Origin of the sequence: Pusillimonas minor (genome assembly GCF_014237865.1) — a bacterium.
Lineage (GTDB): Bacteria > Pseudomonadota > Gammaproteobacteria > Burkholderiales > Burkholderiaceae_B > Neopusillimonas > Neopusillimonas minor.
This window is the reverse complement of sequence record NZ_JACJUU010000001.1, coordinates 37,347-60,594: the sequence shown is the minus strand read 5'-3', so window position 1 is coordinate 60,594 and position 23,248 is coordinate 37,347. Positions and strand designations below refer to the sequence as shown.

General features: G+C 56.9%; 24 protein-coding genes. 12 read left to right on the top strand and 12 right to left on the bottom strand.

Features of this window, described 5'->3' with window-relative positions; translation table 11 throughout:
* Position 1: 1 nt before the first annotated feature.
* Genes rsuA through GTU67_RS00300 form a run of 3 tightly spaced genes read right to left on the bottom strand, consistent with a single transcriptional unit; the run spans position 2 to position 3,243 of the window.
* Positions 2 to 697, bottom strand: coding sequence for a 16S rRNA pseudouridine(516) synthase RsuA (gene rsuA, locus GTU67_RS00310; RefSeq protein ID WP_185778210.1), 696 nt, complete (start codon positions 695 to 697; stop codon positions 2 to 4).
* 15 nt (positions 698 to 712) lie between these two features.
* Positions 713 to 1,546 carry a class I SAM-dependent methyltransferase gene (locus GTU67_RS00305; protein ID WP_185778209.1) on the bottom strand — a complete coding sequence of 278 codons (834 nt, stop codon included), beginning with the start codon at positions 1,544 to 1,546 and terminating at the stop codon, positions 713 to 715.
* Positions 1,547 to 1,599: 53 nt separating this feature from the next.
* The gene (locus GTU67_RS00300) at positions 1,600 to 3,243 is read right to left on the bottom strand and encodes a sensor domain-containing diguanylate cyclase (protein WP_185778208.1); all 1,644 of its coding nucleotides are present in this window, start codon (positions 3,241 to 3,243) and stop codon (positions 1,600 to 1,602) included.
* A 251-nt stretch (positions 3,244 to 3,494) separates the two neighbouring features.
* Between GTU67_RS00300 and GTU67_RS00295 the strand changes: the two genes are divergently transcribed.
* The 3 genes from GTU67_RS00295 to GTU67_RS00285 are packed head-to-tail and all read left to right on the top strand — an operon-like array spanning position 3,495 to position 5,423.
* Entirely contained in the window at positions 3,495 to 3,911 is a 417-nt protein-coding gene (locus GTU67_RS00295) for a DUF411 domain-containing protein (RefSeq protein WP_185778620.1), read from the top strand.
* Positions 3,912 to 3,921: 10 nt separating this feature from the next.
* Positions 3,922 to 4,587 carry a cupin domain-containing protein gene (locus GTU67_RS00290; protein ID WP_185778207.1) on the top strand — a complete coding sequence of 222 codons (666 nt, stop codon included), beginning with the start codon at positions 3,922 to 3,924 and terminating at the stop codon, positions 4,585 to 4,587.
* Positions 4,584 to 5,423 carry a DMT family transporter gene (locus GTU67_RS00285; RefSeq protein WP_185778206.1) on the top strand — a complete coding sequence of 280 codons (840 nt, stop codon included), beginning with the start codon at positions 4,584 to 4,586 and terminating at the stop codon, positions 5,421 to 5,423. Before GTU67_RS00290 ends, GTU67_RS00285 begins: the two co-directional genes overlap by 4 nt.
* Before the next feature lie 115 nt (positions 5,424 to 5,538).
* On the opposite strand, the gene GTU67_RS00280 is transcribed toward GTU67_RS00285, so the two are convergent.
* The 4 genes from GTU67_RS00280 to GTU67_RS00265 form a co-directional block, all read right to left on the bottom strand.
* On the bottom strand, positions 5,539 to 5,943 hold the full coding sequence (locus GTU67_RS00280) for a group II truncated hemoglobin (protein WP_185778205.1): 405 nt from the start codon (positions 5,941 to 5,943) through the stop codon (positions 5,539 to 5,541).
* Between the two features lie 91 nt (positions 5,944 to 6,034).
* Entirely contained in the window at positions 6,035 to 6,382 is a 348-nt protein-coding gene (locus GTU67_RS00275) for a hypothetical protein (RefSeq protein WP_185778204.1), read from the bottom strand.
* A gap of 233 nt (positions 6,383 to 6,615) precedes the next feature.
* Positions 6,616 to 6,825 (bottom strand): cold-shock protein, encoded by a 210-nt coding sequence (locus tag GTU67_RS00270; RefSeq protein WP_093970346.1) that lies wholly within the window; start codon positions 6,823 to 6,825, stop codon positions 6,616 to 6,618.
* Between the two features lie 91 nt (positions 6,826 to 6,916).
* A complete protein-coding gene (locus GTU67_RS00265; RefSeq protein WP_185778203.1) occupies positions 6,917 to 7,621 on the bottom strand; it encodes an SDR family oxidoreductase in 705 nt (234 codons plus the stop codon).
* 111 nt (positions 7,622 to 7,732) lie between these two features.
* Here GTU67_RS00265 and GTU67_RS00260 point away from each other — a divergent pair, with 111 nt between their 5' ends.
* Entirely contained in the window at positions 7,733 to 8,602 is an 870-nt protein-coding gene (locus tag GTU67_RS00260; protein WP_185778202.1) for a LysR substrate-binding domain-containing protein, read from the top strand.
* Here GTU67_RS00260 and GTU67_RS00255 read toward each other — a convergent pair whose 3' ends face one another.
* Together GTU67_RS00255 and GTU67_RS00250 are read right to left on the bottom strand one after the other, a co-directional pair.
* Positions 8,603 to 9,601, bottom strand: coding sequence for a response regulator (locus GTU67_RS00255; RefSeq protein ID WP_185778201.1), 999 nt, complete (start codon positions 9,599 to 9,601; stop codon positions 8,603 to 8,605).
* Positions 9,602 to 9,603: 2 nt separating this feature from the next.
* Positions 9,604 to 12,504 carry an MHYT domain-containing protein gene (locus GTU67_RS00250; protein WP_346726939.1) on the bottom strand — a complete coding sequence of 967 codons (2,901 nt, stop codon included), beginning with the start codon at positions 12,502 to 12,504 and terminating at the stop codon, positions 9,604 to 9,606.
* A 175-nt stretch (positions 12,505 to 12,679) separates the two neighbouring features.
* Between GTU67_RS00250 and GTU67_RS00245 the strand changes: the two genes are divergently transcribed.
* The 5 genes from GTU67_RS00245 to GTU67_RS00225 all read left to right on the top strand — a co-directional run bounded on the left by GTU67_RS00245 (position 12,680) and on the right by GTU67_RS00225 (position 15,590).
* The gene (locus GTU67_RS00245) at positions 12,680 to 12,988 is read left to right on the top strand and encodes a hypothetical protein (protein ID WP_185778200.1); all 309 of its coding nucleotides are present in this window, start codon (positions 12,680 to 12,682) and stop codon (positions 12,986 to 12,988) included.
* A complete protein-coding gene (locus tag GTU67_RS00240; protein WP_185778199.1) occupies positions 12,972 to 13,787 on the top strand; it encodes a GAF domain-containing protein in 816 nt (271 codons plus the stop codon). The genes GTU67_RS00245 and GTU67_RS00240 overlap by 17 nt, the downstream gene beginning before the upstream one ends.
* A 166-nt stretch (positions 13,788 to 13,953) precedes the next feature.
* Positions 13,954 to 14,328, top strand: coding sequence for a COG4315 family predicted lipoprotein (locus GTU67_RS00235; RefSeq protein WP_185778198.1), 375 nt, complete (start codon positions 13,954 to 13,956; stop codon positions 14,326 to 14,328).
* A gap of 3 nt (positions 14,329 to 14,331) precedes the next feature.
* Complete coding sequence (locus GTU67_RS00230) at positions 14,332 to 14,838, top strand: RNA polymerase sigma factor (RefSeq protein ID WP_346726962.1); 507 nt, start codon at positions 14,332 to 14,334, stop codon at positions 14,836 to 14,838.
* On the top strand, positions 14,835 to 15,590 hold the full coding sequence (locus tag GTU67_RS00225) for an anti-sigma factor family protein (protein WP_185778196.1): 756 nt from the start codon (positions 14,835 to 14,837) through the stop codon (positions 15,588 to 15,590). The genes GTU67_RS00230 and GTU67_RS00225 overlap by 4 nt, the downstream gene beginning before the upstream one ends.
* A 163-nt stretch (positions 15,591 to 15,753) precedes the next feature.
* On the opposite strand, the gene GTU67_RS00220 is transcribed toward GTU67_RS00225, so the two are convergent.
* Positions 15,754 to 17,199 (bottom strand): heavy metal sensor histidine kinase, encoded by a 1,446-nt coding sequence (locus GTU67_RS00220; RefSeq protein ID WP_185778195.1) that lies wholly within the window; start codon positions 17,197 to 17,199, stop codon positions 15,754 to 15,756.
* Positions 17,200 to 17,201: 2 nt separating this feature from the next.
* On the bottom strand, positions 17,202 to 17,885 hold the full coding sequence (locus GTU67_RS00215) for a heavy metal response regulator transcription factor (RefSeq protein ID WP_093971880.1): 684 nt from the start codon (positions 17,883 to 17,885) through the stop codon (positions 17,202 to 17,204).
* Positions 17,886 to 18,152: 267 nt separating this feature from the next.
* Between GTU67_RS00215 and GTU67_RS00210 the strand changes: the two genes are divergently transcribed.
* The 3 genes from GTU67_RS00210 to GTU67_RS00200 are packed head-to-tail and all read left to right on the top strand — an operon-like array spanning position 18,153 to position 21,406.
* Positions 18,153 to 19,907 carry a copper resistance system multicopper oxidase gene (locus GTU67_RS00210; protein ID WP_185778194.1) on the top strand — a complete coding sequence of 585 codons (1,755 nt, stop codon included), beginning with the start codon at positions 18,153 to 18,155 and terminating at the stop codon, positions 19,905 to 19,907.
* Positions 19,904 to 20,866, top strand: coding sequence for a copper resistance protein B (locus GTU67_RS00205; protein ID WP_185778193.1), 963 nt, complete (start codon positions 19,904 to 19,906; stop codon positions 20,864 to 20,866). The genes GTU67_RS00210 and GTU67_RS00205 overlap by 4 nt, the downstream gene beginning before the upstream one ends.
* Positions 20,867 to 20,893: 27 nt before the next feature.
* Positions 20,894 to 21,406, top strand: coding sequence for a cupredoxin domain-containing protein (locus GTU67_RS00200; RefSeq protein ID WP_185778192.1), 513 nt, complete (start codon positions 20,894 to 20,896; stop codon positions 21,404 to 21,406).
* A 114-nt stretch (positions 21,407 to 21,520) separates the two neighbouring features.
* Here the strand turns inward: GTU67_RS00200 and GTU67_RS00195 are convergent, their stop codons facing one another.
* A complete protein-coding gene (locus tag GTU67_RS00195) occupies positions 21,521 to 22,882 on the bottom strand; it encodes an HD-GYP domain-containing protein (RefSeq protein ID WP_185778191.1) in 1,362 nt (453 codons plus the stop codon).
* Between the last annotated feature and the right edge of the window lie 366 nt (positions 22,883 to 23,248).

The following is a 23,248-nucleotide window of genomic DNA, read 5'->3' as shown; positions in this document are numbered from 1 at the left end:
TTCAAGGTGCCAGGGCCTTTACTTCTTCGGCGGTTAAAAACCGTGATTCGCCCGGTGCCAGGTCAGTGTCCAGCGCAACCGGGCCAATGCGTTCGCGGTGCAATGCGGTAACCAGGTTGCCCAAGGCCGCAAACATGCGCTTCACCTGATGATATTTGCCTTCCTGGATGGTAAGGCGGGCCAGGGTTGGGCTGACGCGTTCGACGTGTGCGGGCAGTGTGGGTTTGGTTTCGCCATCCAGCAAAATACCTTCTGCAAAGCGTTGCTCGGCGTCGTCGCTTAAAGGTTCGGCCAGCGTGGCCAGATACACCTTGTCGCACTGGTGTTTGGGCGAAATAATCCGGTGCGTCCATTGCCCATCGTCGGTGACCAGAATCAGCCCGGTGGTATCAACATCCAGCCGCCCTACGGTATGCAGTCGATCACGCTTCTCGATGTCGATCAGGTCCATGACCGACGGGTACTGGCTGTTCTTCAGTACGCATTCGTAGCCGGCGGGCTTGTTAAGCATCAGATAGCGCAGCCCGACGGGCGACAGCGTTTCACCCTCCCACTGAACAACATCATTTTCTTTGACGACGTAAGTGCCTTTGTCGACCACTTCGCCATTAACGGTGACCTCGCCGGATGACAGGACGCGTCGCGCCAGTGATCGGGTCAGGTCGGTGCTTTCGCAGAGGAATTTATCCAGGCGCATAGTGGCTTCTTAGTGTTAAGTCGGTGACGTGAAGAAACGCTCACGCAGTTCCTCCAGCCCCAGTGTGCCCAGCAACTGCTCCAGTCGTTCGGCCGGCTTGCGGCGGGGCTGGTTGGTGTAGCTGGCGACAATCAGTTCGTTTTTCATAGAGTGTTCCCACCCAACCAGTTCGGTGACGGTAACCTGGTAGCCATGCGCTTGCAGTTGCAGGCAGCGCAGTACGTTGGTGGTATGGCTGCCAAATTCGCGGGTATGAATCGGGTGGCGCCATAGCTCGGCCAGCGCACCGGCAGACAGCATGGCTGCTTTGTTTTTGCGCAAGACGCTGGCGACCTCGGCCTGGCAGCATGGCACCAGCACAATGTGGCGCGCCTTCTTTTCGAGCGCAAACCGGATGGCATCGTCGGTGGCCGTATTGCAGGCGTGCAGGGCGGTTACTACGTCAATGCGTTCGGGCAGTTGGCGGGCCGAAATAGAGTCGGCGACAGACAGATTCAAAAACGACATGCCGTCAAAGCCCAGGCGCGCGGCCAGTTCGGTCGCGCTGGTAACGAGGTCTTCGCGGGTTTCGATGCTGTATATATGGGAGGTGTCGTTGAGCTGCTTGAAAAACAGGTCGTACAAAATGAAACCCAGGTACGATTTGCCCGCACCGTGATCGACCAGGTTGATCGCTTCGTGGTGCTGCTTGACGTCTTTTAACAGCGGTTCGATAAACTGAAACAGGTGATAGACCTGTTTCAGTTTGCGTCGGCTGTCCTGGTTCATTTTGCCGTCGCGCGTCAAAATATGAAGCGCCTTGAGCAACTCGACCGACTGGTCGGGGCGGATGTCGTGGGAAGCGGCCATTAATGTCTGAAAGGTAAACGAAAGGCCCGGGTCAGCGGGGCATCGCCGTCATTTTAGAGCATGCCGCTGTCGGAGACTTCTTGGGTGGATTTAACGATACACTGGCCTTTGCCTCTTGCCTTGGCCTGATACATCAGCATGTCGGCCCAGCGCATCAGGTCGCTGGCATTATTTTGTCCGTCGCTAATTACGGCCCCCAACGAGGCACCCAGCTCGCACTGTACACCCGCCACATCGAAAGGTTGCTTAAGCGTGCTGATGACCTGGTTGGCCGTGTTTTCGACGGCTTGTCTGGCCTGGGCTTCAGCGCCAAGTTGGGTAAGCAAGATAACAAATTCGTCACCTCCCAACCGGGCAACGACATCGCTTTCGCGGACCAGACCGGACAAGCGTTGCGCCACTAACTGAAGGACTTTGTCGCCGGCCTCGTGACCCAGCGTGTCGTTGACAGGCTTGAATTGATCAAGATCGATAAAGATCAGCCCCAAGGTTTCGTGGCTACGGCGTGCTGCTGCCAACGCAGTTTTAAGGTGGTCGGCCAGCAGGCGCCGGTTGGGCAGCCCCGTAAGCGAATCGTGGTGCGCCGCGCGTGATAATTCGTTTTGCTGGTCTTGAAGCTTGAGCAGCAAGCGATTGAAGGCCGAAATCAATACGCCGACTTCGCCTTTGTCGGCCCCCGAAAGCGGGGCGAGCGGCGCAAGACCCCGAGACATCTTGTCGGCCTGGCGTGTGGCTTGTGTGAGCGGGCGCAACGTAAAGGGCACCACCACAGCCAAAGAGGCGAACAAGAATAAAACCGTTAAAAGTGTATTGCGCAGCAAGTAGTCCTTTACGCGCTCGACCGTGCCCAGTGCCTCGGCGGTGGCAATGGCCGACACCACGAACCAGGACGTATTGGGTACCGATGCCATAGCCGATATCTCTTCGACCCCGTGGGCGTTAATCGTTACACCGGTGCCCCGGTAGCCGAGCATGGCCTTGTCGTGTAAACGGTTGACGCCGGGCGGTGGCGTTGCGGTAAGCACTTTTTTGGGGTTGGAAGCCGCAATAAATATTTGGTCGTCGGGCGAAATGAGCAAAAACCCGCTGCCTGTGCTGCCCAGGCGGGCTTGCATAAGGTTGCCCATAAAGTCGGGGCTGTTCAAAATGGTGAAGCCCGTCAGGTATCCCCAGGGGACATTGTCGTGATCGACCAACGCCAGTGTCATGGGCAAAATGGGGCTGATTTGCCCGGCGATGACCAGAGGTTTGCCGATGTGGGCGGCCTGTTCTGACACGCCATGAAGTACTTTGTTTGGCACCAGCGATAAGGGTCTGCCGTGCCACTTGAATGTTGTCGTGTCGCGCAATACCCTGCCGTCTGTGGTGGTTAACAACAGCCCGGCCGAGAACAGGGCTTCAAAGGGAGCAGACCGGCCGAAGGCGCGGTCCAGATCGGCGTCGTATTCGGCACTGGCCGGGGTCAGGGTATTGGCCAGCTGTTGCAGCCGATACTGACGCATCAGGATTTTATGGCCGATATCGTTGGCCACGTAGGTTGCCAGCGACATTTGCTGCGATGAAACGACCTCGGCCATGTCGTCGCGCAAAAATCCGGACAGCGCAAAGTAGCGTACCGTCGACCCGACAAGTATTAGCCCCAGGCCCACAACGACCAGCCGGAACAAGATGCTTTGCGCCACCAAACGAAGGGCCATAGTGATCTTTATATTTTCGCAGCCGGTCAATCTAGCAGAAAATGCAACCAAATAATATATTTTGTTTTAGCGTCGGGGCGTTTGCGCGGGAATTTTTACGGGCAATCGTGGTCTGACCACCGATATCCACAACTGTACGCCGTGTGGCATGACCCGCAAAGTCGGGTCTATGGATTGGTTTTCAAGAAAATCCGCCTATTATTAACCACATCACGGTGCTTTAAGAACGATACATTTCAAGGTAAAACATGATGAAGAAGTTAATAGCAGTGGCTGCTTTGTTCAGTGCTTTTGGTATGGCTCACGCCGCCGAGGGCAAGCTGACGGTTTATCAAGACCCGAATTGCGGTTGCTGCACGGGCTGGGTCGACTACATGAAAGCGCAGGGCTTTGATGTGGTTGCCGTCAAGACGCCCGACGTTGTGGCGCACAAAGCCCGGCTGGGCGTGCCTGTTGCGTTGGGGTCGTGCCATACAGCGGTTGTTGAGGAAACAGGCCAGGTGATTGAAGGCCATGTGCCTGTTAACGCCGTACGCAAGTTATTGCTTAACCCCGACGTCAAAGGCGTTGCTGCGCCGGGTATGCCCACCAATGCCCCCGGTATGGGGGCGCTCGACGGTAACTTGGTCACGGTCGACTTCAATGGCCGCCCGTTTTCCCGCGACTAGGGCGCTGCCTATGCTTTTAAACGCAGATTTTTCGCGCCGTGCGCTGGTGTTGCCCGACCAGCAGAAATGGGTGGCGTCCCCGCAAGGGGGTGTCGAACGCATTATGCTTGATCGGGTAGGGGCCGAAAAGGCTCGCGCCACCAGCATCGTGCGTTATGCACCAGACTCTTTTTTTCCGCAGCACAGCCATCCGGGGGGCGAAGAGGTATTGGTGCTGTCGGGGACATTTTCGGAAGACAATGATGATTACCCGGCCGGTTGGTATATGCGCAATCCGCCGGGCTCCAGTCATCAGCCGTCCAGCCTCGAGGGCGCCGTCATTTTTGTCAAGTTATGGCAAATGCGGCCCACCGAGCAAAGCTTTGTGCGCGTCAATACCAACGACCCGGCGTCGTGGCAGCAGTGTGCCGATCGCGCCCAGTGTCCGTTGTTTAGCGATGGCATCGAATCAGTTTGGTTGTTGCGACTGGATGCCGGCGCGGTTCTGTTGCCGGCCGAAATCGAAGGCGCGGAGGCTCTGGTGCTGAAGGGTGAACTGGCTGAAGGCGCGCAAATGTATCTTGAAAACACCTGGTTGCGGCTGCCGGCAGGGCGCTATCCCAATATTGTTGCGGGCCCTAAGGGGGCGACGGTCTACCTTAAAACAGGCCCCCATCTGGTGACCTTACCCACATGACGCCGCTGGTGTGGGCGTTTACCTTGTTGGCTATGCTGGCTTTTTCGGCCAATTCGTTGCTGGCACGAGCAGCTTTTTCCACAACGACGATCGACCCGGCATCATTTACGGCTATACGTTTGGCGGCAGGCGCCTTGACGCTATTTGTTATTTTGCGATGTCAGGGGGGTAAACCCACATCGCTTAAAGCGGGCGGTTGGTCCGCTTTTATGCTGTTTGTTTATGCCGCTGCGTTCTCTTTTGCCTATCGTGACATCAGTACGGGTGCAGGTGCGTTGGTCCTGTTTGCATCGGCGCAATTACTCATGATCTCTTATGGGCTGTTTAAGGGCGAACGCGCCAGTATTTTGGGTTTATTGTGCGCTTTGGGTGGGTTGGCGGCTTTTCTGGCGCCGTCCGCATCGGCTCCGCCCGTGTCTGCCGCCGCGCTTATGGCGGTTGCCGGCTTTGCCTGGGGCGCTTTCTCGTTGTTGGGGCGCTCACAAGGGGCTCCTATCGTCAGTACAACCAGCAGCTTTATATGGGCTTTGCCCTTGGTGGCCGTACTGATATTGACCCAATTGCCGCACTTGAACACGGATGCCTTTGGTGTGACGTATGCTCTTTTGTCTGGTTGCGTGGCCTCTGGCTTGGGCTACGCCGTTTGGTATTGGGTTCGCGTGCGAATGACGGCGATAGGCGCAGGCGCGGTGCAGTTATCTGTCCCTGTTATTAGCGCCTTGATGGGTTTGGCCTTACTAGACGAAAGTATGAGTGTGCAGAGTGCTGTCGCGGCCTTGGTGACCTTGGGCGGTGTGGCCTGGGTCACCCTGACAATCAGGAGGCCAGAGCGCTAAACAGCACGGGCTGAGCGAAAGGTTGTGCCGGGTGCCTTGGTGTGGCCCGACAAGTGTGCTGCCAAAGTCGCATAACAATGCGCAGTTAAAGGCAACAAACACGGGCGATCTGTTGTTATTCTGGCCGGTTGCGCATCCAGTCTGCGGTATTCATGAACGCGTCTTTCAGGGGGGCGTGCAGTGTTTCGGGAACGCCGACGTCTTTCATGGCCTGAGCCATGCAAGCTACCCATTGGTCGCGCTCGACAATACCGATAGAAAACGGCAGGTGCCGGGCACGCAGCATGGGGTGGCCGACCTTTTCCATGTAATAGGCCGGGCCGCCCAGCCACCCGCATAAAAACCAGAACAGGCGCTCGCGTGCTTGTGCCAGGCTGGGGCCATGTGTGGCGCGCAACTGCACGTAATCGGGCGCCAGATCCATCAGGTCGTAAAAGCGGTCGACCAGTTCGCGTACTTTGGCCTCCCCGCCTAGCTGGTCGTAGGGGCTAAGTTGGGTCGATGACGTATCTGCAGACATAAACGATTAAGGGGTCGTATGCACCGGCGCAGCTTTTGGCAGCATGCAGACGCCGCTCCGGTAAGGTTGGCGGGTTGACGTGCGGGTAAGTTTAATGGGTTGGCGTGCCTTGACTGCGGTCAAGCAGCTTTTTAAGCGCCTGCTTTAGGCCCGGCGAAAACAACGGAACCCATTGCGGTTCCGATTGCGACGTGCTGACGAGTTTGATTTCGATAGACTGGCCAGTGAAGGCCGTTGTCTTTCGGGCGTTGTTCTCGTAAGCCTTAAGCAGCTTGTTGGCCGTGGCCTGGGCCTGCAACACACGTGTTTCGGGCGTGCCCGACGTTTGCATGTAATGGTCGAGCACGCGCTGAACATCATCGATGAACAAGGCCAGGGCATGATCGCCGATGCAGTCCGGGCGCTCGTAGCCCCACGATGGTGTGTCCATAAAACTCAAGAGTAGCGCCTTCTACAGGCAGGTTAATCGGGCCAAGCCTTATTATACTGGCTTGCCACTATGCGGGCATAATGCAAAACGCATGGTGCTGGCGGAGCTGCCGGCCACAATACGGCCGATACCTGGGCGCTTGGTGGCGCAATAAAATCAAAAGGCCGGCCCGATTGTTTCAATCGGGCCGGCCTGGTGTTCTGCATAACTACCGCAATGCGCCTGTTAAGGCGCGGGGGTAATTAGAGAATCTGGATGTTTGAAGCTTGCGGACCTTTTTGGCCCTGCGTTGCAACAAAAGACACGCGCTGGTTCTCTTCGAGCGATTTGTGTCCTGAACCCTGGATTTCGCTGTAATGAGCGAACAGGTCCTTGCCACCGGATTCAGGCATGATGAAGCCGAACCCTTTCTCGTTGTTGAACCATTTCACGATACCGATTTCTGTAGTCAATTGAATTTCCTAGTTAAAAGGGAAAAGTATCCCCACAGACACTGTGGACTGTATGACGGCATAAAGCCACTTAAGTTACTTTGTGTTTCAATTAAACCGAGCGTGCGATGCCGCCGTCGACGCGGATGTTCTGACCGGTAATGTAGCCTGCGCCGTCGGATAGCAAGAATGCAATGGTGGCAGCGATTTCTTCGGCCTTGCCATAGCGTTGCATGGGTACGCTGGCCCGCCGCGCTTCGGTGGTGGGCAGGCTGTCGATCCATCCGGGCAGTACATTGTTCATACGCACATTCTGGGCGGCGTAGGTATCGGCAAAAATTTTTGTGAAACTGGCTAGCCCGGCTCGAAAGACCGTTGACGTCGGGAACATGTCGGCGGGCTCAAATGCCCAGGTCGTCGAAATATTGACGATGGCGCCACCCCCTTGCGCCGCCATGATTGGAGCCACCCGTCGGGCGGGTCTGACGGCGCTTAAAAAGTAAACCTCCATGCCGCTGTGCCAGTCTACATCGGAGATGTCGAGAATGGGGCCGCGGGGGCCATGCCCGGCGGAGTTGACCAAGGCGTCGATGCGCCCCCAGCGCGCCATGGCCTGGTCGACGATACGTTGCACGTCGTCATCGTTCTGGTTCGAGCCGGTAACACCGATACCGCCCAGTTCCTGGGCCAGGGCCTCGCCCTTGCCGGAGGACGACAGTATGGCCACCCGATAGCCGTCTTGGGCCAGCTTGCAGGCTGCTGCGGCGCCCATGCCCGAGCCGCCGGCTGTGATTAAAGCTACTTTTTCTACAGACATTTTTTTCTCCATTAATGCGTTTTGACCAATGTATTATGTGGATAATTTGGCTTAATTGCGCGCGACAAATAAACGCAATAAAGTGTAGAAAAACTACTGTCAAAAGGTGTCATGCAGTCTCGTCGTAAATTGCCGCCGCTTAACGCGTTACGTGCCTTCGAAGTCTCGGGCCGTCGGCTGAGTTTTCGCGCCGCGGCCGACGAGCTGGGGGTGACGCAGGGCGCGGTGGCGCAACAGGTGCGGGCCCTCGAGGCGCATTTGGGTGTTGGGCTGTTTCGGCGGTTGCCGCGGGGTTTGGCGCTGACGCCGTCGGGGGCAAGTTATCTGGCCGATATCACACGGGCTTTCGATACGCTGGCCGAATCAACCCACCAGTTGCAGGCCAAGCCCGACATGGTCACCATCAGCGTTACCCCCACTGTGGCCACCAAACTGCTTATCCCGCGTTTGGCCGATCTTAATTTAGCCCTGCCGGGTATTGATTTGCGTACGCTGGCCACAGAGTCATTATCTGACTTCGATCGCGATCAGGTTGATTTGGCCGTACGTTTGACAAGGCCGCCATTTGCGCCCGACCTCGAGGCCAGGTTGCTGTTTCGACAGGCGCTGGTGGCGGTGGCCAGCCCGCACCTGGCCACAGGGCTGCGCTTGCCGCTCGCGCCCGAGCAATTGCGGGCGCTTCCCTTGTTGCACGACGCGCATAATCATTGGCCGAAATTTCTGGGGGTTTCGGGCAAGCTGCCTGGCCTGGTATTTAACCAGACCACGCTGGCGCTGGATGCAGCCATGGCGGGGCAGGGTGTGGCGCTGGCGTGTCGGGCATTTGTCGCCGCCGACCTGGCGGCAGGCCGATTGCTGCAAATAACAGATATCAGCAAAGTTGTTGAGCCCGACTTTTACCTGGTGCGCAAGCGCGGCACATTTGTAAACAGCGCCGCCAACGCCGTGTGGGAGTGGTGTGCCACACATCTAGGTCAATAGTCAGGCCGTATCTGCCCAGCGCTGTTGTATGGCCAGAATTTCCGGCAAATTCTCGATAAAGACATCGACCACGGTTGGGTCGAAGTGTTGACCGCTTTGCGCCCGGATCAAGTCCAGGGCCTCGTCGACGGACCATGCGTTTTTGTATGGCCTTTCGCTGGTCAGGGCATCGAAAACGTCGGCGACGGCAACAATGCGTGCCGCCACCGGGATATCCTCACCCTTCAGGCCATCGGGGTAGCCTGTGCCGTCCCAGCGTTCGTGATGACTGCGTGCAATGGTGGCCGCCAGGTTAAGCAGGCCCGAAGGGTGCTGACCCAGAATTTCGGCGCCAATGACAGTGTGCTGCTTCATGACGACCCATTCGTCGTCCGACAGCTTCCCGGGCTTGGTCAAAATGGCGTCCGGGATGCCGATTTTGCCAACGTCGTGCATGGGCGCGGCGTGTAGTAGTTCGTCGGCTACCTGGTCGGAAAAGCCCATGGCTATTGCCAGGGTGCGCGCATAATGGCTCATCCGGACAACATGCATACCGGTTTCGTTGTCTTTATATTCGGCGGCACGCCCCAGGCATTGCACAATTTGCAGGCGCGTGGTCATCACTTCGTGGGCTTGAACCAAAGACAGATGGGTACGAACCCGGGCACGCACGACAGAAGGGTTAAACGGCTTGCTGATGTAGTCGACGGCGCCGATGTCCAGGCCGTTATGTTCATTTTCTGCATCGGCCAGCGCAGTCACAAAAATGACAGGTATGTTTGCCGTCCAGGGGTCTTGTTTAAGCGTTGTACACACTTCATAGCCCGTCATCCCGGGCATCATGACGTCAAGCAAAACAAGATCTGGGCGGTCGGCGTGCACGCGCTCAAGGGCGGCTTGACCGTCGCGGGCAAATAAAAGCCGGTAATCGGCCTGCAGGGTATGGCGCAAAACTTGCAGATTGGCCGGTTCATCGTCAACCAGAAGCAGGGTGGGGCGTTGGTCTGGGCTGTCTTGCATACTTATGTTTCCGCTGTGTTCTTGTCGTCGAGGGACGATGCGCCAAGGTGTCTTTGGATAATTTCGGTGGCTTGTGTAAATTCGAAGGCGTTCATGGCATCTCGCAATGCGCCGGCATCGTCGCGGGCACCGCGCTGTTCAAGGTGCAAGCAGACTGAGCTTAGCAGGGCATCGTCGAACTCGCAGCGCATTGCAACACCGTGCAAACGCTTGAGGGCCTGTTGAATGTCTGTTGGCGATGCGGTTTGGCTGGGTTTGTCGTTGGCCTGCAGGGAGGCTTTGGGTGATTGCGCCCGCACTTTTTCAAGTGCGATGTGGATCTCTGGAAAGCGCTCCCGAACAACCGCATGTTGTTGCTGAAGAATCAGGTCTTCGAGTTGACCGTACAGGGTAGACAACACTGGTAGCGCAAGATTGCCGGCGACGCCGCGCAGGCGATGCAGTTGGAACCGTAGTGCGTCCCAGTCGGCTTTTTCGGGGACTTCTTTCGGCAGCGGTTCGGTTTGAGTCAGGGTGTGTATAAAGTCTTGAAGCGCTTGTTCGTAGGCCGCTTGCGTACCCCACAGCCTTAGCCCGGCTTGAGTGTCAATAATGGCTTCTGTGGCCGCTTGCTGTGGCGGAGTACCGGTGGCGTCTTGCGTTGGTTTGATGTCGAGCACCCGCGCCATTTCGGCAAACAAACGTGGCGGGTCAAGTGGCTTTAGTGCGAAACCGTCCATGCCGGCCTTGATGGCTGCGTCCCGGTCATTGGCCATGACACTGGCCGTCAGGGCAATGATGGGTGTTTTGGTTTGGCCGGTTTCGCGTTCGTGCTGGCGAATCAGGCACGTGGCCTGAAGACCGTCGACGCCGGGCATGTGAACATCCATCAATACGATGTCGAATGCATTGCGCCGGTACTGGTCGACGGCGTCGTTGCCGTCGACGGCCCGAAGTACGCTATGCCCGGCATTTTCAAGAACCAGGCCTAGCAGCTGGAGGTTTTGCGGTACATCGTCGGCAATAAGGACGCGCAGTTTGGGCAGCGCCGGCGCCGGACGGGCTTCGTCGGCAGCATGCGGAGCTTGCCCGACAGGCAAGGGAAGCATGACGCGGAATGTGCTGCCCTTGCCTGGTGCACTTTCGACGTCGATGGTCCCGTTCATCAGTTCAACCAATTGTCGCGAAATTGCCGTCCCCAGACCGGTGCCGCCAAAGCGACGGCTGATAGAGGCATCGGCCTGTGTGAACGGCTGGAAGAGTCGTCCGACCTGTTCTGGCGTCATGCCAATGCCGGTATCGCTGACCCTGATATGCACCTGTCCGGCGCACCATTCAAATTTCATGACGACCTCGCCGCTTTCAGTGAACTTGATGGCGTTGCCGACAAGGTTGGTCAGGATTTGCACGACACGCAGCGGATCGCCGCGAAAGTATTCAGGCATGTCGTCTGAAAACACAGTGCGCAGGGCCAGGTGTTTTGCACTGGCGCTTAGTCGCAACGATGACTCGATCTGCATGGCGACAGCCCGCAGCGAAAAGTCGGTTTGCTCCAGCTCGAGCCGGCCTTTCTCCATTTTGGTGGTATCAAGAATGTCGTTAAGCAGCCGCAGGAGCGAGCGCGACGATTCGCGAACTGTGTTCAGGTGACTGCGTTGTACCGCATCGAGATTGGTTTGCAGCAGCAGATCGGTGAACCCGATAATGGCATTCATGGGCGTGCGGATCTCGTGGCTCATGGTGGCCAGAAACGTGCTTTTTGCCGCAGCGGCTTGTTCGGCGCGTTGCGCCGCTTCGCGCAACGACGACTCAAGCGTGTGACGATCGCTGATGTCGGTGACAAAACCCACAAAAAGCAACTGGCCGGGCAGGTCGACGCGACCGACGGCAAGGCGCAACGGCACGTGCGAGCCGTCGCGGCGCAAGCCCACCACTTCGCGCCCCACACCGATAACTTTGGCTTGCCCGGTAGTTTGATAATTTTGCAGGTAGCCGTCGTGGGCAGACTGATAGGGCTCGGGCATCAACATTTTGATGTTGCGGCCGATGACCTCGTCGGCGTGCCAGCCAAACAGACGTTCGGCCGAATGATTGAAGTCGTGAATAATGCCTTTGCTGTCGATGGTGATGATGCCGTCGACGGCGGTGTCGAGCGTGGCTTGCAGGCGGGAGCTGCCTTCTTGGATGCGGCGGTTGAGATCGTACGCACGAATGAGGCCGTTGACCGCGACAACCATGACGGTCACGGTCACGGTAAATGACGACAAGGCCAACGAGGCATAGGTCGTGTTGATAAGCAGGCCGGCTTGTGTAGGCGCCGGGTCGCCAATAAAACGCACGGCCACCATACCCGTAAAGTGCATGGCCGCAATGGCCAGCCCCATGACCAGGCCGCTAATTAACAGACGCGGGGTAGGGCCAAACGGGGTATGCCGCAAACCATACCTGACCCATAACGCCAGCATGGCCATGCCTACAGCCACAATGATGGACAGCCCGAACATGGCCGGGTCGTAGCGCATTTGCAGTGGCGTTTGCATGGCTGCCATACCGGTGTAATGCATGGCGCCAATGCCTGCCCCGACCAGTACGCCGCCGGCGATCAGCCGCAGGCGTGAAACGTGCGACTGGCCCAGCAGGTGCAGTGCCCACCACGACGCGAGCAGTGCGGGCACGACTGAAAACAAAGTAATGGTGGTGTCGTAGCGTACCGGCGCAGGCAATTCGAAAGCCAGCATGCCAATGAAGTGCATGGTCCAGATCCCGCCGCCCAGGGCGATGGCGCCCGCGCCCAGGCCAATGTGTCGGTACAGCCGGCTTTGTGTGCTGGCCGACATGCTGGCGGTTTGTAGCGCCATGGTGGCTGAAAAGACAGAAACCACAATAGCCAGCAGCACCAGGCCACTATCGTGGGTACCATGCACAAAGGCCTGATGCGGGGTGTCGGGATCAAGGAAAAAAATGGGGAGCTCCGGTGAACTGGGAAACTGGCGATGATGTGTTTTTGCTATTGATTGTCTTACCGATACAAACTACAAAGCATTTTAAGCCTATGAATGAATTACCATCGGGCTTTTGCCAAAAACCGAAGGAAGTGACATGGAAAAGGAAGTAGAGCGTTTCGCAGGTAAGGTCAGTGACATCAATGCCGTGCTTGAGGGGCTTCAGGCCGCAAACCAGGTCACGCTCGATGCCCTGGTTTTGGCCATGCTGACCACCAACCCGCAAATTATCGGGCCTATGCGTGGGCTTATTGCCAAAATGGAACGCGAAGTTCTGGGCAGCGTTGCCGATGCCGGCGAGCTTGCCACCATTAGCTACAGCAATCGTATTGCCGATGTTTATGGGCTGATAGACCGCGCCGAAAAAGCTGCGCTGGGAGAGGCCGAAGGTGGTGCGTCTGAATAACGGCAACGTCGACCCAGAGTTTGTCACACTCTGCGCCTGGACCCGAACCGTCTGGTTCGAGGGTGAGTGGATGGATGTCGAAACTTATTTGGCGCGGCGGTACGGCGTTGTCGTCAGTCATGGCATGTCGCCTGCGGCGCAACAGCAAATGGCTGAAGAGGAAACTCCCCCTGTTGCCCAAAAGCAATCGGTCGCAAAAGAAACTCCCCCGGTGGCTCAACAGCAAGTGGCTGCAAAAGAACCCCCTGCGGCGCCCCTGCAGCAGGGGCTTGCGGCATCAGCGTCCGCTTTGCGCAATCCCCGACGACTTGCGGCGGTCAAGGCCACCGGTCTTCTCGACACCAGCTCGAATAAAAGTTTCGATCGCCTTACCAAGATCGGGTCGCGCCTGATCGGCGCGCCGGCGACATTCATTTCTCTGGTCGATGGCTACAGAGACTTTTATCTGAGCCACTGTGGCTTTGGGGAGCCCCTTGCTTCCGGGCGCCAGCTTACGGGTCAGACCTTCTGCCACTTTACGATCGAACGTGAGGCACCGCTGGTTATCCCCGATACCCGGGCACACCCGCTATATCGCGATGTCCCGACCGTCGAGTCACTCGGTGTGGCGGCGTATCTTGGCGCGCCGCTGGTCCTGCTTTCGGGTGAAGTCATCGGCGCATTTTGTGCAATCGACTTTGTGCCTCGTGCATGGACCGATGCGCAGATACAAGACGCAGTCGACCTTGCCAGTCTTGTCATCACCGAAATCGAGGCGCGCCAGATGGCGATTGATATTCAAAAGATGCGCCTGGGCTGATGGGTGCCGCCACGGTTACTGAGCCAAAAGGCTGAATCGCGTAACGACTATTAGTCATGACCAGGGAAAGTTGCCAATGCGAGGTACTTTCACGCGATGGAATAAACGGACATCGTTATCCGTATACCTAATACAACAACCCTAAACGCTCATCGGAGAATCCTCAATGAAAGTCCGTTCATTTTTTGCAGGCCTGATTGTCGCCGCATTTGCTGCCCCTGTCTTAGCCAATGGTCTCCCTGTAAAGGCAGCCGATGGTGTCTTGACGGGTTCAAATGGTATGACCTTATACACTTTTGATAAAGATGTGGCTGGCACTGGCAAGAGTGTATGTAATGGCCCCTGCGCGGTTAACTGGCCCCCGTTGGTCGCCGAGGCCGGTGCTTCGGCTTCGGGTGACTACACCATCATCACCCGTGATGATGGTGCAAAGCAGTGGGCTTACAAAGGCAAGCCACTTTATTTCTGGGTGAAAGACAAGAGCCCGGGCGATAAAACCGGCGAAGGCGTCAATGGCGTTTGGCAGTTAGCCAAACCCTGATGCATCGTGGGTAGTCGCGATCTCATCATTGCCGAGATCCCCCGTCTGCGTCGCTATGCTAGGGCGCTGACGGGCAGTATGGATGCCGCCGATGATTTGGTGCAAGAGACCTTGGAGCGAGCCCTGGAAAAATGGCTGTTCTGGAAGAGAGAGCGTGACTTGCGGCCTTGGCTGTTTTCGATAATGCACAACCTGCACATCGACCATCTGCGCAAGGCAAAACACATCGATTATTTTCCCCAAGACGAACTGCCCGAAGTACTGTACCGTCCAGACCAGTTAGATGGTCTGGAAATTCGTGATCTTGACAGAGCGCTGGCGCAGTTGCCGATTGATCAGCGTCAGGTCTTGTTGTTGATTACCCTTGAAGGGCTTTCATATAAAGAAGTGGCTAAAACACTAAGGATACCCGTTGGTTCGGTAATGTCCCGCCTGTCTCGTGCACGAACGCGTTTACGAGCGTTGCTCGAAGAAGATGCCGCGCCCCTGCTGCGCGTGGTCAAGTCATGAAAAGACATATTTCTGAAGCAGACCTGCACGCCTATGCCGACAATCAGCTTGATGTGGCGCGATCCATTCAGGTAGAGGCCTGGCTTGTTTCGCATCCAGAGGAGCAAAAACGTATTGAACAATGGCGTGCGCACTCGACAAAGTTTCATCGAGCTTATGATGCCGTGCTTGATTGTCCTGTGCCGACTAATCTGGTGCCATCCGAGCCTATTGCCCATCGGTTTCAGTTCCGGCGTCTTGCTTTTCTGGTTTGGTTGATTGTGGGTTGTTTCGCTGGATACGTCTTTCGAGGTACAGAGGCCTCGCCCGATAGCGTTACGCTGGCACAGGGGTCTTTGCCGCGCATGGCCGCCGTTGCGCACGCGGTCTACACGCCCGAGGTGCGCCATCCTGTCGAGGTTCCTGCTGAACAAGAAGCGCATTTGATTGCCTGGCTGTCAAAGCGTCTTGGTAGCACCCTGACGTTGCCAGAGCTTACCAGTGCCGGATACGCGTTGGTTGGCGGCCGACTGTTGCCTGGCACGAAAGGTAGTGTTGCCCAGTTTATGTACGAAGACAATCAACATCAACGGCTTACACTTTACATACAGCCCAAGCTACCCACGGCTCAGGCTGCGGCGTTCCGTTATGCCCAAGAGGAAGGTATTGATGTTTTCTATTGGGTAGAAGGAGATTTTGGATATGCGCTTTCGGGTAATGTCGGGCGCGAGAACATGTTGCGGCTGGCGACACTCGTTTATAAGCAGCTATAGGTTCGCACGATAAAAATTACGTTTAAAGGTTTGTCGGTGTGGTCACTTGTGGGTCAAAGAACGGTACTCCTCTGTAGACAGCGCTGGTCAACAGTGGGTTTTGCACCTACTTATCCACGGATGTTGTGGATAAGTAGGTAGCGAACTGTCCTGCCTAATATTATTAAGGTGCTGCTGATGAACGCAGTGCTTGATGCCGGTGATGTTTCAGACGCACTTCAAAGCGCGTGATTCCGTTATCAGACGATGCAGTGACTTGGCCGCCATGTGCCAGAACAATTGATTTCACTATGGCTAATCCAAGCCCGGCGCCTTCGCCATTGCGATGCCGTGAGGCATCCGGTCGATAAAAGCGCTCGAACAGGTGTGCCAGGTGTTCAGCGGGAATAATGGGCCCAGGGTTTGTGACGCGGATTTTGACGGCGTCGTTGTCATCATGAACGCTGGCCCTTACGGTACCGCCTTCCGGGGTGTACCGGATGGCGTTCGACAGTAGATTGGATAGTGCCCTGCGCAGCATTGCCCGGTCTGCGGTAGCTGTTACTTTTTCGTCGCCGGAAACGACAATCGCTACTTTGCGTTCTTCACACCATGCCTCGAAAAAGTCGGCCAGCTCGCTCAGCTCGGCCATCAGCGGTACCGCTGAATGCTCCGGGACAATAAGGCCATTGTCGGCCTTGGCCAAAAAAAGCATGTCGCCAATCATCTTGGTCATGCGCTCGTACTCTTCTAGGTTGGAATAGAGTATTTCGCGGTATTCCTGGGCGGTTCGTGCCCGGGATAATGCAACCTGCGTTTGAGTGGTCAGGTTCGTAATGGGGGTGCGCAGTTCGTGGGCGATGTCTCCTGAAAAATTCGATAGCCGCCTGAAGCCGTCCTCCAGTCTGTCGATCATTTCGTTAAAGGCAGTGGCCATGGGCGCAAGCTCTGCCGGAACGCCAGTTTCGTCCAGTCGAAGATGCAGTTGCTCTGAGTTAACCTGGCTTATTTGCTGACTGATGCGTCGTATGGGCGCATGGCCCTGGTGCACCGCCAGCCAGGTGGCGCCAATGGCGATCAGGCAGGCCACTGCCGTCAGCCACCATAGGTACCGGTGAAAGCTGTCCAGAAAATGTAAATGAAAGTCGATGTTGGTGGCCAAAACGACGGAAAATGGCTCATCCCCCTGGCTAGTGCCAACGGCCAGGCGTACCAGCGCGCTGCGGAATGTTTTACCTTGATGCTGCCAAGACGAGACGGTTTTTTCGTTGATGACCTCTACGGGGCGCAGTTGTGCAAGCGCAGCTTCCAGATTTGTGCCCAGGGTGCTGTAGAGCAGGCGTCCATTGCCGTCAGCTATCAGGAATTCTGCGTTGTGGTGGCCCGACAACGTGGCGTTGAAATGCGCCTTTAATGCGTTGCCGGCTGTTTTGTTGTCAAGTTGCCGTAATTTGGCTTGAATTGAAGTTTTGGCGGCATTCAGCTCATGGGTGTCTTGGGCCACGAAGTGGGCATTGATCGAGCGCCCGACCAGCCAACCAAAACACAACAGCAAGGCGATAATTCCCGCCCCAATGGACAGCGTCAGTCGCAGGGCCAGCGATGGTGGTGATCTGAGTAGTGCACGCATGTTCAAATGGTTTCGGGAACGTCGAGCATGTAGCCCATGCCGCGCACTGTGTGGATTAACTTCGGCTCGAAGGGTTCGTCGATCTTGGCGCGCAGCCGGCGAACAGCCACATCAATCACGTTCGTGTCACTGTCGAAATTCATGTCCCACACCTGGGATGCAATAAGCGACCGTGGAAGCACCTCGCCTTGTCGGCGAACGAGCAATTCAAGCAAAGCGAACTCTTTGTTGGTCAGGGTGATACGTACGTTACCCCGCATGGCGCGGCGACGTGGAATGTCCAGCACCAGGTTGGCTACTTGTATTTGTTCGCTCATGACAGCCATGGCGCCCCGTCTTAGTAATGTGCGGACCCGCGCCAGCAGTTCGGAAAAAGCAAACGGCTTGACCAGGTAGTCGTCGGCGCCGAGCTCCAGACCTTTTACGCGGTCCTCTACACTGTCGCGCGCGGTAAGAAACAACACGGGTGTGGCGGACTGCGCGTCGCGTAGCGCCTGTACGATGCGCCAGCCGTCCACGTCGGGAAGCATGACGTCCAGAATGATCAGGTCGTAAGGCTCGGTAAGCGCCCGATGATGGCCGTCGAGGCCTGTTTGTACCCAGTCCACCTGAAAGCCCGCCTCGGTAAGGCCTTGCCGAAGATAATCCCCGGTTTTGACCTCATCCTCAACAATGAGTAGTTTCATAGGCGCGCGTCCTGGCAATCGAGAGTGATGAGTGATTAAGCAAACGATTTGATTCAAGTGCCCAATGTAACGCGGTCAACATGACGCAACCATTGCCCGTGAATGACAAAAATGTAATGCAGGCGTCATCCCCGTGACAGCCCGCGCTCGCTACAGTGTAGTCCGGTCAAAAAAGTACTGAATCTTTCCCTTTTGCGTAACGGTTCAGGCCAATTTTTAAAGGATTCATTTCACGTGAGACATTCAGGCAGAGGTCTTTCCCCCTATATGCCCCGTCGCCGTTTCGTGCAAGGGTTGGCTGCAGGCGGCGTTATGCTGGGGTTGTCACCGTTTGCCCATGCGGCCGGAATTGTTTCTTCGCAAGCCCGCACAGGTACCGCGCCCGTGCTGACGGGTACCGAGTTCAACCTGGAAGTGGGGCAGTCGCCGGTGAACTTTACCGGCAACCCGCGCATGGCGTTTACCATCAACGGGTCGGTACCTGCCCCCACTTTGCGTTGGCGCGAGGGTGATACGGTAACAATAAGGGTAAAGAACACGCTGAAGGAAGACACATCCATTCATTGGCACGGCATTATTCTGCCGTATCAGATGGACGGGGTGCCGGGCATCAGCTTCCCGGGTATTCCTCCTGGCGAAACCTTTGTATACCAGTTCAAGCTTGAGCAAAGCGGTACGTATTGGTACCACTCACATTCGGGCATGCAGGAAGCGCAGGGCATGTATGGTGCCATTATCGTTGAGCCGCGCGATGCCGACCCTATCCGTGTGGACCGTGATCACATCATTCAATTTTCCGACTGGACGGACGAACACCCGATGCGGGTGTTGTCCAAGCTGAAAGCACAGGGCGATTACTACAACTACAACAAGCCCACCGTCGTCGACTTTTTTCGTGATGTGTCCGAGCATGGCATGCGAGCCGCCATGGATAAGCGGCAAATGTGGAACGAGATGCGCATGAGCCCGACGGATCTTGCAGACTTGTCCGCCGATGTGCTGACCTACCTGATGAACGGGACAACGCCTGCCGGCAATTGGACGGGGCTGTTTCGGCCCGGCGAACGTGTTCGCCTGCGCTTTGTGAATGGGGCAGCCAACACCTTCTACGACGTGCGTATCCCGGGCTTGAAGATGACTGTAGTGCAGGCCGATGGCCAGAATGTCGAACCGGTGACGGTCGATGAGTTCCGCTTTGGGCCCGGGCAAACCTATGACGTTGTGGTGCAGCCCAAGGACGATGCTTACACCGTGTTCGCCCAGTCGATGGATCGAACGGGCTACGCCCGCGGCACTCTGGCGGTGCGCGAGGGGCTGACCGCACCCGTTCCCCCTTTGGACCCGGTGGAGTGGCTGACCATGACCGACATGATGGGGGATATGGGCGGCATGGATCATGGTGCGATGAACCATGGCGCTGCAGGCGCAGCTGCCATGAGTCATGACGGTATTGATCACGCAGCCATGGGGCACGGTTTGTCGGCCCCTTTGGGGCCAAGCAAAACTGTGCGGCATGCGCGCACCGAGTACGGGCCCAGTGTAGACATGCGTGTGGACACACCGCGAACTAACCTGGATGATCCCGGCATCGGTCTACGTAACAATGGCCGCCGGGTGTTGACCTTGGCCGATCTGCACACCTTGGGCGGTCCAATGGACCCGCGCGGCGCAGAGCGCGAGATTGAACTGCACCTGACAGGTCACATGGAACGCTACAGCTGGTCTTTTGACGGTGTGGAGTTCGGTCAGTCAACGCCAGTGCATTTTCGTTATGGGGAGCGTGTTCGGGTCATTCTGCACAACGACACCATGATGACACACCCCATGCACTTGCATGGCGTATGGAGCGAACTTGAAACCTCCGACGGCGAATTTCAGGCGCGACTGCATACGATTCCCGTTCAGCCTGCGCAACGTATCAGTTTTCTTGTCACGGCCGACGCCCTGGGGCGCTGGGCATGGCACTGCCACTTGATGTTCCACATGGATATGGGCATGTTCCGTGAAGTGGTGATTGCATGAGAACAACTGAAATTTCGAAAGGTATCGCAACCATGGCCGCTCAAGTCAAACGTACAGCGTTGGTCTTCTTCACTGCGGGGCTTTTGCCTTTCGGCGCCCTGGCACAGTCCCATGATGCGCATGCCGGCCATGGCGTCCAGCCCGCTGGCAATCAGGCCGTCACGTTTTCGCCCGCCAATCAAGCGCCAATGGACCACAGTGATATGCAGATGCAGGGGGGGACTGCGCCCGACGATGCCCGTGATCCGGATTTGTACTCCGGAGGCTTCAAGCGTAATGAGGGCCAGTTCGCGCTGAACCCGCGCCACCGTTTGCAGATGTCCGACGAGCACCTGTTTGCCAGTTTGCGCATGGACAAGCTGGAGTACGTTCGGGCCAAGGGTGAAGAATGGGGCGCCTATGAAGGTCAGGCCTGGTTCGGCAGCACATTTAACCGCCTCGTCCTTAAGGGCGAAGGGGAGTTCGCGGACGGCAAGATGCACGAATCACGCACCGAAGTGCTCTGGGGGCATGCCGTCAGTCCGTTCTGGGATACCCAACTGGGTGCGCGCTTCGATTACGGTCGCGGGGAGCCCTCGCGTCAGTGGCTGGCGGCCGGTTTACAAGGGCTGGCCCCTTACTGGTTCGAACTTGATGCCACGGCCTATGTCGGGTCTGGTGGCCGCACCGCCTTGCGGTTCAGCGCCGAATATGACTTGCTGCTGACGCAAAAACTGTATTTGCAGCCGGCCCTGGAAGTGAATTTCTATGGGAAAGACGACCCCGAGCGTGACATTGGGCGGGGGTTGTCGGATGGCAAGGTAGGCCTGCGTTTGAAGTACGAAGTGAACCGTCAGCTTGTGCCCTACATTGGTGTGGAGTGGTCAAGCAAGTTCGGTAAAACGGCTGACATCGCACGCGATGCCGGTTCGGCACGACAGGAAACCCGTTTCGTGGCGGGGTTGAGTTTCTGGTTCTAGGTTTATTTATTTTTAGGGATAGGCAGCATGAAAAAACTTGTATCGATTCTGGTTCTGGCGTGTGCGCCTGCATTGGCTTTTGCGGCCGGCGAACATTCGGGTGGTCACGGTGCGGCAGGGCATTCCATGGGCAGTCACAGCATGGGTGGTCACACCATGTCCGGTATGTCCAGTGTGGGCAAACCGGGTGACCCGGCCAAGGTCAGTCGCACCATCGAGGTGGTGATGGATGACGCGATGCGGTTCACCCCTGCGCAAATTGATGTCAAGGCGGGCGAAACCATTCGATTCTTCATCAAAAACTCAGGAAAAGTTCCTCATGAAATGGTGATTGGTTCACTGGCTGATCTGAAAGCCCATGCCGAGGAAATGAAGAAAATGCCCGGGATGCAGCATGTAGAGCCCAACATGATCACCCTTAAAGGTGGCCAACGTGGCGGCCTGGTCTGGACATTCGACCAGGCAGGCACGGTGGATTTTGCCTGCCTGATTCCGGGCCATATGGAGGCTGGCATGGTGGGCAAGGTGAACGTGAACTGACGGATCTGCGGGTTTAGTTCGGGGGCGAAGGTTATTACAAAAAAGTAGTGTAGGTGACGGACAATGTCTTACGGTTTGCGTGCACCGTTCATATGCTTAGGCATGTCTGCCTGTTTATGCCGCCAAGTTGCCGTGTTTGCCGGCGCTTGCACACAAGGCATCAAAGCATACCGGGTCAAGTGCAGTTCCCACAGTTTTTCGCATCATTTCAAGGGCTTGGTCGAGCGGTATTGCGCCACGGTACGGGCGCTCGGCCGTTATGGCGTCGAAAATATCGGCGGTGGTGATAATGCGGGTTTCCAGCGCTATGGCATCGGCCGTTATGCCGCGCGGGTACCCCGCACCGTCAAGGCGCTCGTGGTGGGCTCCGGCAATACGGGCCAGTTCTGCAAATCCGCTAAAACGCCCCAAGATCGACTCTGTGTATTCGGCATGTCGCCTTACCGCGTCCCACTCGGCGGCATCCAGGCTACCCGCCTTGTCGAGTACGCTGTTGCTAACCCCTAGCTTGCCCACGTCGTGCAGCAGAGCCCCGCGGTGCAGCCAGCGTCGGGTGGGGGCGTCTATACCCAGCCTGCCGGCGATGGCATCAGTGTATTGGGCTACCCGTGTGCTGTGACCGCTTGTGTAGGGGCTTTTGGCATCAACTACTTGGCCAAACGCTGCTGCAATATCATCCAGATAATCATCATCGAGCACCACTTGGCGGACCTGCGGTTCGATGGCATGCACGCGGGCGGCCAGATCGTCGGCTGCCAGCCCTTCCCAAAAGTCAGGTTTGGTCGCGATGGTTTCAAAGGCTTTGACCAGCTCCGGGTCGAACCAGCGGCCCGAGCGTAGCCGAGCCTCGTCTAGCGCGGCCTGTGGTCCGCCCTGGGTGTGGAATACATCGATAACTTGCGCCAGCAGGGCAATGCGGGAATATAGCGGGATGGTGGGCCCGGCCAAGCCCTCAGGTCGGCCCTTTCCATTGAAATGCTCGTCGAGGCTGAGAATGCCGTCGGCCACGCCCTGCGGAAAACGCAACATCAAGGCGATTTCTGCACCTCTGTGACAGCGGGTGGCAATCAGTTCTTGTGCCAGGGCGTCGGCATCGCGCACCACGGAGAAAATGCGACGGAAGCGATCGGCCAGCCCAGCTTTCAGGCCAGTATGTGTTAGTACGAACGAAAGGGCTCTGGGTAGGCTGTCGCCGACTGTCTTGTAGTTGCGTTTGAACTGAAGATCGTCTGTGAGGTAGAGCTCGCAAATCCTGGCAGCATTGCTGCTGCAACCGAGATCTTTCAGGAGCAGTGTGTAGTACAGCTCCCACAGTGAGGCGTCGTCGAGTCCAATCGCTTGGCCAAGGTGCATGCCTATCCAGCAGCAGCGAACGCAGTGGCCGGGCGGTTGACCTTCGGTGATATCGAGTGCGTGGCTAAACGCCCCCATGAGTTCGGACAACCGGATGCGTTCGGGTAAGGGCGCTATCTGCATGGGATGGCCTTTGTAGGAATGAGATGACCCGGGGGCTGACTAAAGTGCCGTTGCGGTCGGCCGGGCTTTTGTCTGCATTTTGGTGGCATGCAAATGGCGACAAGCGGCTTGCGTAGCTGCATCAGTGCGGGTATTTTTGTCGAATGCCCAAAGCGCACGGATTTTGGGTGTTGCCCCGCCGATAGCGGTCTAACATGGTTGTTTTGATCTTAGCACGGAATTTCGGCGCTTCACGCGCGAGTCTTGGCCATGGTCCAGTGGGGAAGGCCTGGTGAAAAAGCGTGATTTTGGGGTAAGGCTGAACGGTGCGATTAACCGGAGCTGATGGGTGTGTGCCCCCGTTAATGAGGAGGAGCCGAAGAGCCA

Coding starts and splice junctions, on each gene's coding strand:
- rsuA (WP_185778210.1), bottom strand. CDS start 697: ATGCGCCTGGATAAATTCCTCTGCGAAAGCACCGACCTGACCCGATCA.
- GTU67_RS00305 (WP_185778209.1), bottom strand. CDS start 1,546: ATGGCCGCTTCCCACGACATCCGCCCCGACCAGTCGGTCGAGTTGCTC.
- GTU67_RS00300 (WP_185778208.1), bottom strand. CDS start 3,243: ATGGCCCTTCGTTTGGTGGCGCAAAGCATCTTGTTCCGGCTGGTCGTT.
- GTU67_RS00295 (WP_185778620.1), top strand. CDS start 3,495: ATGAAGAAGTTAATAGCAGTGGCTGCTTTGTTCAGTGCTTTTGGTATG.
- GTU67_RS00290 (WP_185778207.1), top strand. CDS start 3,922: ATGCTTTTAAACGCAGATTTTTCGCGCCGTGCGCTGGTGTTGCCCGAC.
- GTU67_RS00285 (WP_185778206.1), top strand. CDS start 4,584: ATGACGCCGCTGGTGTGGGCGTTTACCTTGTTGGCTATGCTGGCTTTT.
- GTU67_RS00280 (WP_185778205.1), bottom strand. CDS start 5,943: ATGTCTGCAGATACGTCATCGACCCAACTTAGCCCCTACGACCAGCTA.
- GTU67_RS00265 (WP_185778203.1), bottom strand. CDS start 7,621: ATGTCTGTAGAAAAAGTAGCTTTAATCACAGCCGGCGGCTCGGGCATG.
- GTU67_RS00260 (WP_185778202.1), top strand. CDS start 7,733: ATGCAGTCTCGTCGTAAATTGCCGCCGCTTAACGCGTTACGTGCCTTC.
- GTU67_RS00255 (WP_185778201.1), bottom strand. CDS start 9,601: ATGCAAGACAGCCCAGACCAACGCCCCACCCTGCTTCTGGTTGACGAT.
- GTU67_RS00245 (WP_185778200.1), top strand. CDS start 12,680: ATGGAAAAGGAAGTAGAGCGTTTCGCAGGTAAGGTCAGTGACATCAAT.
- GTU67_RS00235 (WP_185778198.1), top strand. CDS start 13,954: ATGAAAGTCCGTTCATTTTTTGCAGGCCTGATTGTCGCCGCATTTGCT.
- GTU67_RS00225 (WP_185778196.1), top strand. CDS start 14,835: ATGAAAAGACATATTTCTGAAGCAGACCTGCACGCCTATGCCGACAAT.
- GTU67_RS00220 (WP_185778195.1), bottom strand. CDS start 17,199: ATGCGTGCACTACTCAGATCACCACCATCGCTGGCCCTGCGACTGACG.
- GTU67_RS00215 (WP_093971880.1), bottom strand. CDS start 17,885: ATGAAACTACTCATTGTTGAGGATGAGGTCAAAACCGGGGATTATCTT.
- GTU67_RS00210 (WP_185778194.1), top strand. CDS start 18,153: ATGCCCCGTCGCCGTTTCGTGCAAGGGTTGGCTGCAGGCGGCGTTATG.
- GTU67_RS00205 (WP_185778193.1), top strand. CDS start 19,904: ATGAGAACAACTGAAATTTCGAAAGGTATCGCAACCATGGCCGCTCAA.
- GTU67_RS00200 (WP_185778192.1), top strand. CDS start 20,894: ATGAAAAAACTTGTATCGATTCTGGTTCTGGCGTGTGCGCCTGCATTG.
- GTU67_RS00195 (WP_185778191.1), bottom strand. CDS start 22,882: ATGCAGATAGCGCCCTTACCCGAACGCATCCGGTTGTCCGAACTCATG.